Annotated in this window: 5 protein-coding genes; 4 read left to right on the top strand and 1 reads right to left on the bottom strand. The window is 68.5% G+C overall.

Features of this window, described 5'->3' with window-relative positions:
* Positions 1–121: 121 nt before the first annotated feature.
* On the bottom strand, positions 122–763 hold the full coding sequence (locus ED208_RS07265) for a TetR/AcrR family transcriptional regulator (RefSeq protein ID WP_123211201.1): 642 nt from the start codon (positions 761–763) through the stop codon (positions 122–124).
* A gap of 229 nt (positions 764–992) precedes the next feature.
* Here ED208_RS07265 and ED208_RS07260 point away from each other — a divergent pair, with 229 nt between their 5' ends.
* The 4 genes from ED208_RS07260 to ED208_RS07245 all read left to right on the top strand — a co-directional run bounded on the left by ED208_RS07260 (position 993) and on the right by ED208_RS07245 (position 7,063).
* Positions 993–3,449 carry a hypothetical protein gene (locus ED208_RS07260; protein WP_123211200.1) on the top strand — a complete coding sequence of 819 codons (2,457 nt, stop codon included), beginning with the start codon at positions 993–995 and terminating at the stop codon, positions 3,447–3,449.
* A gap of 149 nt (positions 3,450–3,598) precedes the next feature.
* Positions 3,599–5,365: a hypothetical protein gene (locus ED208_RS07255; RefSeq protein ID WP_123211199.1), complete on the top strand. Its 1,767-nt coding sequence runs from the start codon at positions 3,599–3,601 to the stop codon at positions 5,363–5,365.
* 11 nt (positions 5,366–5,376) lie between these two features.
* The gene (locus ED208_RS07250) at positions 5,377–6,174 is read left to right on the top strand and encodes a hypothetical protein (RefSeq protein ID WP_148044712.1); all 798 of its coding nucleotides are present in this window, start codon (positions 5,377–5,379) and stop codon (positions 6,172–6,174) included.
* Positions 6,167–7,063, top strand: a complete 897-nt coding sequence (locus tag ED208_RS07245) for an Aq_1264-related membrane protein (protein WP_123211197.1) — start codon at positions 6,167–6,169, stop codon at positions 7,061–7,063. Before ED208_RS07250 ends, ED208_RS07245 begins: the two co-directional genes overlap by 8 nt.
* Positions 7,064–7,083 lie beyond the last annotated feature (20 nt).

The following is a 7,083-nucleotide window of genomic DNA, read 5'->3' as shown; positions in this document are numbered from 1 at the left end:
CCAACGTGGGTCAGTCACTACAACCAGTGCAGACCTCATGCCGCGCTCCACGGGAAACCACCGCTCAGCAGAATCCCCAATCAACTTCTCAATCACTGAATAACGTGGTGAGAAACGACAGCTAGGCGACGGGTGCGTCCGCCGCCTGCGCCTGCAGGCCCTGCCACATCAGCTGCACCATCAAATCCACCACCGCTTCCTTCGGCAGGTCGGGGCGGGTCAGCCACCACTTGGCGAGCTGCTCGCCGGCACCGGAAAGCGCATGGGCATAGGCCAGTAGACCGGTGCGCTCGCTGCTGCGGGTGGCGCCGGTAAACAGCAGGGCGATGCCCTCCACCGTCGAAAAGCGCAGCCGTGCCGCTTCCTCGGCGGCCGGCCCGGCGACGGCCACGCCGCCGGCGAACAGCAGCTGCCAGGACAGGCGGTTCTGTTCGACGAAGTTGAAGTAGCCGTTGACGCCGGCGCGCAGCCGGTCTTCCAGCCGTGGGTGATTGCCGGCGTGCGCCAGCTGGCGATCAAGATCGGCGCGTGCCCGGCGCAGGCAGGCGAGGTAGATGCCGTCCTTGGAGCCGAAGTGGTTGTAGACGATGGGGCGGGTGACCCCGGCGGCGCTGGCGATGTCCTCCATCGACGTGCCCTGGTAGCCGTGGGCGATGAACAGTTCCAGGGCGACGTTCAGCAACTGCTCGATGCGGTGCGCCTTGGGCAGGCGTACCAGCTTGCCGGCCTTCTTGCCGGGCATGGATTGCAGGGTATCGGGCATGGGGGGACGCGGCGGCTTCGGGAGTCGGTATGCAGTTAGCGCGCGCCTGGCTTCCCGGTTGACCGGCGGCGGGGTTCTTCTTGCCCCTCAGCCTAAGGCAGGCGATGACCCGCTGTCTCGGCCGGCGACCGGTCGGTAGAGGCGGGCCGACCGGCGCTTGTCGCCCCCGGGGGGGCGGCCTAGACTCGCGCCAAACGCAGAACTCACAAGCCTTTTTGGGGGAGAACCCATGCGCCTTGCGCTCAGTGCCGGCCTCGTCGCCGCCAGTCTGGTGGCTTTTGCCGCCGCAACCCGACCGGATGGTCATGTCGCCGCCGGCGCCTATGTGGCGGTGCCGGAGAACTACTGGCCGGCGGCCGGGCAGTACCCGGTGCCGGCGACGCCCTACCGCCACACCCTGCGCTCGGTGACCCTGGAAGACCTCGACGCCCGCCAGTTGCTGCCGCTGGGCATCTACAAGGGCACTCCGGAGCTCAACGCCAATCGCGCCTGGTACGAGCAGAACTTCTACGCGACGCTGGCGGCCAAGAAGGTCTGGCCGGACGGCGGTCAGCACTGGTTTCAGAAGTGGCAGGGCGAGCGCCCCTGGGGCTTCGCGCCGATTCCGCAGGCCGCGCCGCCGCCCTGCGACCAGCCGCAGCCGACCGGCTATGACGCCGAGTCCTGCCGCTACGTGAACGCGCTGTTCACCGAGCTGGCGGCGAGCGACCCGGCCAAGGCGCAGGCGGCGCGCGAGCGCGTGCGGCGCGGCCGCGATGTCTGGTTCAAGGGCACTTTCGGCAACCAGGACGAGATCTACCTGCACTTCTCGCGCACCACGCCGAACGGCATCAAGGACATCTGGTACCCCTGGCTCGACACCCGCGAGCGCAAGCAGCGCTTCACGAAGTACGGCGTCATCAACGACCCCGACTGCACCGAGGGCGATGCCTCCACCAACTACTGGGACAAGTGCCCGGACCCGCACTCCTCCGGCGTGCTCGGCTACCGCAAGTACTACGCCGACCCGCTCAAGGACGACAGCGGCAAGGTGGTGTTCGACCCGCAGACCGCGCCCTACGAGGCCGACGAGCTCAAGCACAACAAGCGCTTCGTGATCGGTCACCCCTGCGTGCAGTGCCATGTCGGCTTCGACCCGACCAATCCGCCGGCCGATCCCAACCAGCCGAAGTGGGAGAACCTCAGCGCCACCATCGGCAACCAGCACATCAACCAGCCGACCATGTTCTTCCAGGGCGCGCCGGAGGATTCGCTGGCGCGCATCGCGCTACAGGCCGGCCGGCCCGGAACCATCGACACCTCGCTGGTGGCGAACGACTTCCAGAACAACCCGGGCACCCAGAACAACATCATGGATTTCCAGAACCGGCGGGTGTTCAAGAACCGGATGAAGGACCCGGTGACCGGCGAGGTGCGCGAAGGCCTGACCCAGCACGTGCTCAAGGGCGGCGAGGACTCGGTGGGCGACCACCTCGCGCTGATCCGCGTCTACGTCAACATCGGCATGTGCACCGAGGAATGCTGGACGCCGAACTTCCCGACCCCGGGCAGCTTCTTCGGCGACAAGGCCAAGCAGAAGCCCTTCCGCATCGCCCAGTGCGCCAAGGACTGCGAGCCCTGGAACTACGCCGACGCGAAGATGGATGACCTCGCCGCCTTCCTGGTCACCGGCGGCCCGACCTATCTGCTGCAGGCGAAGGAGGTCGATGGCAAGCCGGGCAGCCAGTTTGTCGATCTCGCCCAGGTGCCGGCCGGCCGCAAGGTCTTCGCGCGCGAATGCGCGGCCTGCCACTCCACCAAGGTCGCACCCGAGAACGTGCGCGGCGACCGCGAGGCCCTGGCCCGTTTCTACCAGGGCCATGTGTTCGGCAAGGAGGACTACTGGCAGTACGAGTTCAGCGAGGCCGAGCGCAACAGCCCCGAGTTCGTCGCCCAGTATCTGGTGAAGGATGCCAAGAGCGGCGCGCTGCGGCCCAAGCAGTTCGTCGCGGCGGCGGCGGCCGGTGGCAGCGCTGGCGAAGTGTTCGGACAGGACTGGCTCGGCAACGACGAGCCGACGCCGTTCAACATCATCGGCACCAATGCCTGCCGGGCGCTGCACGACAACCACAACGAGGGCCACATCTGGGAGGAGTTCTCCTCGCTGGATTACAAGGAGCGGCCCTCGCCCGGCAGCATGCCCAAGGTCATCAACCGCATGTTCCCGCTGATCGGCGGCCTCAAGGTCGGCGAGCGGGAAGTCAGCGGCGGCCCCGGCTACCTGCGCAACATCTCGCTGCTGTCGGTGTGGGCGACCGCGCCGTTCCTGCACAACAACGCCATCGGCGAGATGCCGCGCCTGGCCGACGGCACGCCCGATCCCTCGGTGGCGGCGCGCATCCAGGCTTTCGAGCAGGCCTTCGACGAGCTGCTGCGCTCCGACAATCCGAACGATCCCAACGCCCGGCCGCAGAAGATCAGCGTCACCCCCATCGACTTCTGGCTGGCGCCGCGCGAGGACGGCCAGGGCCTGATCAAGCTGCCGGTGTCGAAAGGCACGCCGATCGCCAACTTCGCCAGCGCCAATCCGCACGCGCCGCTGTTCATGAAGTGCGACGACCCGGTGGAGAACAAGGGCCATCAGTTCGGCGTTTCGCTGTCGGCGGAGGACAAGCTGGCGCTGCGCGAATTCCTGAAGCTGATGTGATGCGGCCAGTGCCCGCTGTGTCCTTTTCCTCCCCCCGCGAGCGGGGGGAGGTCAGGAGGGGGGCGGTTCCGCGCGCAGATCGCGAACGCCCCCACCCCAGCCCTCCCCCGCAGGCGGGGGAGGGAGCGCTGGTTCGAGGCTAGATCGCGATGCGGCGGATACTGCTTGCCGCGCTGGCCTTGGGCGCCCTTGCCTTGGGTGTCTACGGCTGGTCACAGGCGCATCGTGACGGGCCGGCCATCGCCGAACTCGCCAAGCACGCAGCCGTAACCGATCCGGCCGCAACCTCGTCGCGGGTGTTGTCGCGCGCCGACCTGCCGCCTGAGCTCGTCGGCGACGACGGTGTTGCCCGTGGCACGCGCTCGCTGTTCGACCATCTGGTGGCGCAGGCGGACGGCGTGCCCTGGCCGTTCGAGAAGCTGGTGGCTCTGCTGGCCCAGCAAGACCCCAGCGGCGCGGCACCGCTGAGCCTGCTGATCCCCGATGGCCGCTCGCTGCTCAAGGGCCAGGCCGACTACGCGCACCCGCGCGTGCTGGTCGCGGCCGACTTCCAGGCGCCGGGCACCCCAGCAAGCCTCGGCCTGGCGCCGCGCGGGCAGTTGTTCCTCGGCTACACCGAACAGGCCAACGAGATCGAGGTCATCAGCTACAACGAGCTGGCCGGCCGCTACGAATTCCAGTTGGTGCAGGACTACCGCGCCAATGGCGCGCGCCGGCTGGTCTATGCCCAGCGCGCGATCTGCGAGTCCTGCCACCAGGGCGGCAGCCCGATCTTCTCGGTGCGGCCCTGGAACGAGACCAATGGCCAGCCGGAGACGGCCGCGAAGATCGCTGCGGCCGTCGGCGGCGAGCGCTACCTCGGCTTTGCCACGGCCGCGCCGCTGGCGGCGCCGGAGCGCTACGACGAGCTGACCGATGTCGGCGCCTACCTGGTCGCCGCGCAGAAGCTCTGGCTGGACCGCTGCGCCGATGCCGCCTGCCGCCGGCAGTTGCTCAAGCTGGCGCTGGACTACGCCCGTGCCCCGGGCGACTTCCATGCCGACAGCGCCGGCGTCGCCGAACTGCGGCGCCTGCAGGCCGCCAGCGGCGCGGGCGCCATCGCGGTGCCGCAGTCCGATCTGCCCAATCGCGACCCCATCGGCGAAGGGCGCGGCATCAAGGGCTACTTCCGCAGTCTGTTCAAGCCGAGCGTGAAGCTGGGCGACGGCGCCAAGACCAATGCCGATCTCGAAGCCTTTGACCGCCTGCCCAAGCTGCCGGCGGCGCAGGACCCGCTGACGCCACGCGCGCCAAAGCGGCTGCTGGGCGCGGCCGACATCGACGGCATCTACGCGCTGGCCAGCCTGTTCACGCCCGACGACCTGCGCCGCCTGCAAGCCGCCGCCGGGTACGACTGGAGTGCCGTCGAGCGGGCTGTGGATCGCTTGCCGGCGGCGCTGTTCGCCGAGCAGCCGGTGGCGCGGGTGCCGCTGATGCAGGCGCTGCTGGCGCCCGGCCTGATCCGCAGTGGCGGGGTGCAAGCCACGGCGGCGGGCGCGGTACCTGGCTACTGCTGCCTGGAGACCGCCGAGATGTCGCCGCCGATCAGTAGCGGCGAGCCGCCGGTGCAACTGGCCGCGGGTTCGCCGATAGAGCCGTTCGCGCACTACTGCTTTGCCTGCCATCGCGGCAATCCCAGCAAGCGGCTCAACTTCATGTCCGGCGCGACCGAGGCCGAGGTGGCCGCCAACCTCAAGGCCAAGCCGGAGATCCGCGACGCCCTCGACTGGCAGCGCTATCGCGGCACCGACAAGGCCGCCAAGCTGATGCCGCCCGCCGACGCCCCCCAGCACGCGGCGCTGGAGGAAGCGCTGAAGCAGAATCCGCAGTTGCTGGACGAGATGCGGGCGGTGGTGCCCGGGCTGTTTGATTTCTAAGGATGTCGCTCATGGATTTGAAGCAGCGCCCACTCTTCAGGCTCACGACCGCCCGGCAAGCCGGTTGGCTGCTACTGCTGGCTTGTGCGCTGCCTGCCCAGGCCGAACCCGCCTTCGCCCGTCTCTACAAGCAGCAGTACGGCTACACGCCGTCCTGCAATGCCTGCCACAAGGACGGCGGCGGCACCCCCAACAACGCCTACGGCCAGCAGTTCAAGGACGCCGGCGAGAACCTGGCGGCCTTCGCCAAGATCGCGGCGCTCGACGCCGATGGCGACGGCGCCCGCAATGCCGAAGAGGCTCTCGCCAAGTCCAATCCGGGCGACGCCAAGTCCACTCCCAGCAGCAAGGGCGAGTGGCTGGATACCGCGAGCCTGATCCCGCGTGAGGTGCAGGCGCTATTCCCCGGCGTGCGCGAATACCTGCCGCGCGATGCCGTGCTGACCGACGCCGATCTGGCGCGCGCGCAGGCGCTGGGCGCTGTGCTGGCCAAGGCCGACGAGAACACCATCTACATCCCGCTGACTGACAAAAAGCCGGTTGGCACCGCGCTGATCTTCCCGGCCGAGTACCAGGGCAAGCTGTTCTTCCTGCTGCTCGCCACCGACCGCCAGCTCAAGGTCACCCGCGTGCAGCCGCTCAACACCGCGCATGTGCCGGCGGCGGCCAAGAGCGGGGTCTATGCCAGCTTCCAGGGCCTGGCGGTCGATCAGCTGCCGGCCGGTGGCGGCGTGGGTGTCGATGCCGCGATCACCACGGCGGTGAAGAAGGCGGGGACGCTGCTCTACGTGAGGCTGAAGAATGCGTAGCTGGCTGCCGACGCTGCTGCTGAGTCTGGTCTGCGCCCTGGGCCTGTTCGGCGCGCGTGCCATCGCCCAGGCGGCGGCCGAGGCGGACGCCGCGCCGGCAGCGGCCGTGCCGACCGAGCCGGATACCGAATTGACGCAGGTCTCGGCCGAGACGGCGGCATCGGAGTCCGCGCCGGTCGCCGCTGCCCAGGACGACTTCGACTTCTTCAGCGACGCGCCGGTGCAGAGCGCCGAGGTGGTCGAGCTGCCGCCGGAGAAGTCACGCTGGCTCAGCCTCGGCGGCCCGCTGGCGCTGTTCGCCTTCTTCTTCCTGGTGCTGGCGATCATCTGGTGGCTGGTGCCGTTCTCCAGCCACAGTGTCGACATCAACCTGCGCGACTTCCCGCCGGCGGCGAAGCGCGGCATCGCGCTGGCGGTGGCGATGTTCGGCATCGCCTTCTGCTTCGGCGCCTCCGAGATCTGGTATCAACTGCGCCTGCACGGCTCGGCCGAGGCCTATTTCGCGCAGATGTCGCTGGGCAAGCTCATCGCCTTCACCCACGCCCACCTGTTCGGCTTCACCACCAGCTTCTTCATCATCGGCATCCCGTTCTCGATGCAGTTCAACCAGCTCCAGGTCTATCAGTGGGTGTTCCCCGCCGGGCTGGCGGCCTCGCTGACCGATGTCATGTCCTGGTGGGGCATCAAGTTCCTGTCGCCCAACTTCGAGTGGGTGTCGATGTTCTGCGGCATCGTCTTCTCGGTCAGCTATCTGTGGATGCTGATCGGCCTGCTGCGGGTGCTGCTGTTCCCGGAAGTGATCTGGGCTTCGGACAAGGATCGCGCGCCCCGGCTTGCGGCCAAGGCCGAGCAACGGCAGGCTGCGCGTCATGGCGAGGGCGATTACTGAAGGCCGCTGCCGACCGCGCC

Origin of the sequence: Stagnimonas aquatica (assembly GCF_003730135.1) — a bacterium.
GTDB classification, from domain to species: Bacteria; Pseudomonadota; Gammaproteobacteria; order Nevskiales; family Nevskiaceae; genus Stagnimonas; species Stagnimonas aquatica.
The sequence above is the reverse complement of the archived record's forward strand: the minus strand, read 5'-3'. Positions and strand labels throughout refer to the sequence as shown.